The organism is Thermogutta sp., assembly GCF_039793925.1.
In the GTDB taxonomy this organism is placed as follows: Bacteria; Planctomycetota; Planctomycetia; order Pirellulales; family Thermoguttaceae; genus Thermogutta.
In genome coordinates this window covers 1-1,679 of the sequence record NZ_JBAMME010000038.1, presented here as the reverse complement: position 1 = coordinate 1,679, position 1,679 = coordinate 1, and the positions used below count along the sequence as shown (strand labels likewise).

Sequence of the window (1,679 nt, the reverse complement as noted above, 5' to 3'; positions counted from 1 at the left end):
TTGCCGTTCACCAGCAGGTTAGGTGTCTGCCTCTGAGTTTCTATGGGCGGGGCGGAGAGCCAGCCCTGGGCGCCCATCCGCGGGGGCAGCGGGGAACGGCCCATCTCTGGCGGAGGCGGCGCAGTCGCTGATAGGGCCGTCGTGATCAGGGCGAAGGGAAGAAGCAGGCCAAGAGTCAGGGCAAGGAATCGCCGCATTTTTTCGCATCCGGCAGGTTGACGAATATCATATCCGAATCCGGTTGTTCTGCAAGGGGCCACCGTTCCATCGTATCCAGCCAGTAGGCGCCGGTGCGGAGGAGGAAGGCCTCACCGGTCACTCCGCTGAAGCGATGCCGTTGCACCAGGATGTCGCCAGGGAGGAGTTGCACCGGATCAACGGCCAGGCCGTCCGATACGCCCAGCACTTCTCCGGCGGGGGTCAGCAGGTGGCCCATAATGGAAAAGGGGCGGGTAATCGGCCCCTCGGTCACCCGCCACCAGGTCTCCACGTCAAGGTCCGTACCGTCCCGAACCACACTCGTTCCTAAAAACATGAGGGGACCCGATAGGGTAACGGGAGTAACGACTTGAATTCCACCCGGGTTCAGGCCTATCTCAGCGCGTCCGGCGATAACGGTTTGGGAATTGGGCAAAAGGGGAGGCTTCTCCTGCTCGTACAGCACAAAAGCCGGATAATCGGCTGTGTAACGATTCATCTCCACGGAGAGGCGTGTCTGGCTCAGATGCCGGGCAATCAACGGATCCCGGGGCTCCGGAGGCGCGGGTAAGAGAGACGGGAAAGTCCGTCTTCGCTCTTTTAAAAGATCGTGATGAAAACTGTAAACACCCGGATGAGCACCAGCAAAGGGGTATATCCACCCGGACGTGCAGTCAAATTCCACCCGACGCAGATTGTGTTGCCCAAAGCCGTATTCAATCACGGAATCGGAGAGAGGCACCGATGGGACGGAGCACTGAGCAATCCAGTGCAGAGGGGAACTATGAACGTCGTAAACGAAGAAAGAGAACCCGATTGTTGTGGAGGGTTTCATCTGGCGGAACCAGAAGTAAACATCATTCCCCGGCCACCCTTGTTGCAAAGTAGTGATACTAATGATGTACCGTCCAGCGGCGGGGTGAAAGGGAAGGATGAATGGGGGGATCCCTGTTCCAACAGGGAAAGAGTCGGCGTGAATTCCGTAATATTCGGGCGGGATATAGGTATACTGGTACACCAATTTAGGGACCGGTCCACTGTGCTCCAATAAGTAACGACGAAGGGCTTTGTAACCCTGTCCCCAGTCTAAATTGGAGTCTATCAGATAATGGTAGCCGTTCTGAGGGCCGCCCACCAACTCATTGAAGAACGCAATTTCGTAGGGGAAAATCTTAACCATTCCCAGGATATACCACAGTCCCATTATGAAACCGACAACCTGTCTCCAGATTGGCCTGCGAGAGGATAGCCATAGGGTTAGGCCTCTGCCGATAACAAGATAGACCAGAGGATGAACAGGGAGAAAATGACGGTAGCCGATGTTCATTCCACCGATCAAACTGGTCAGAGTATAAAGCAAAGAGAAAAGTCCAAGAAGCATTGGCAAAGACGGGAAAGGGTATCGGATCAGACAAAGCCAGCTCAGAGCAAAAGCCAGGATGAAAGGCAGAGGGTTTTTGATCAGAAACGCCAGCGGAAAA

Annotated in this window: 2 protein-coding genes; both read right to left on the bottom strand. The window is 55.2% G+C overall.

Going from position 1 to position 1,679, the window contains the following annotated elements; genetic code table 11:
* Positions 1–197 (bottom strand): hypothetical protein (locus ABJK56_RS01420; protein ID WP_347242881.1); only part of this gene is annotated, 197 nt, incomplete at its 3' end.
* The coding region (locus ABJK56_RS01415; protein ID WP_347242880.1) for a hypothetical protein at positions 176–1,679 on the bottom strand (1,504 nt) is incomplete at its 5' end. The genes ABJK56_RS01415 and ABJK56_RS01420, both read right to left, overlap by 22 nt.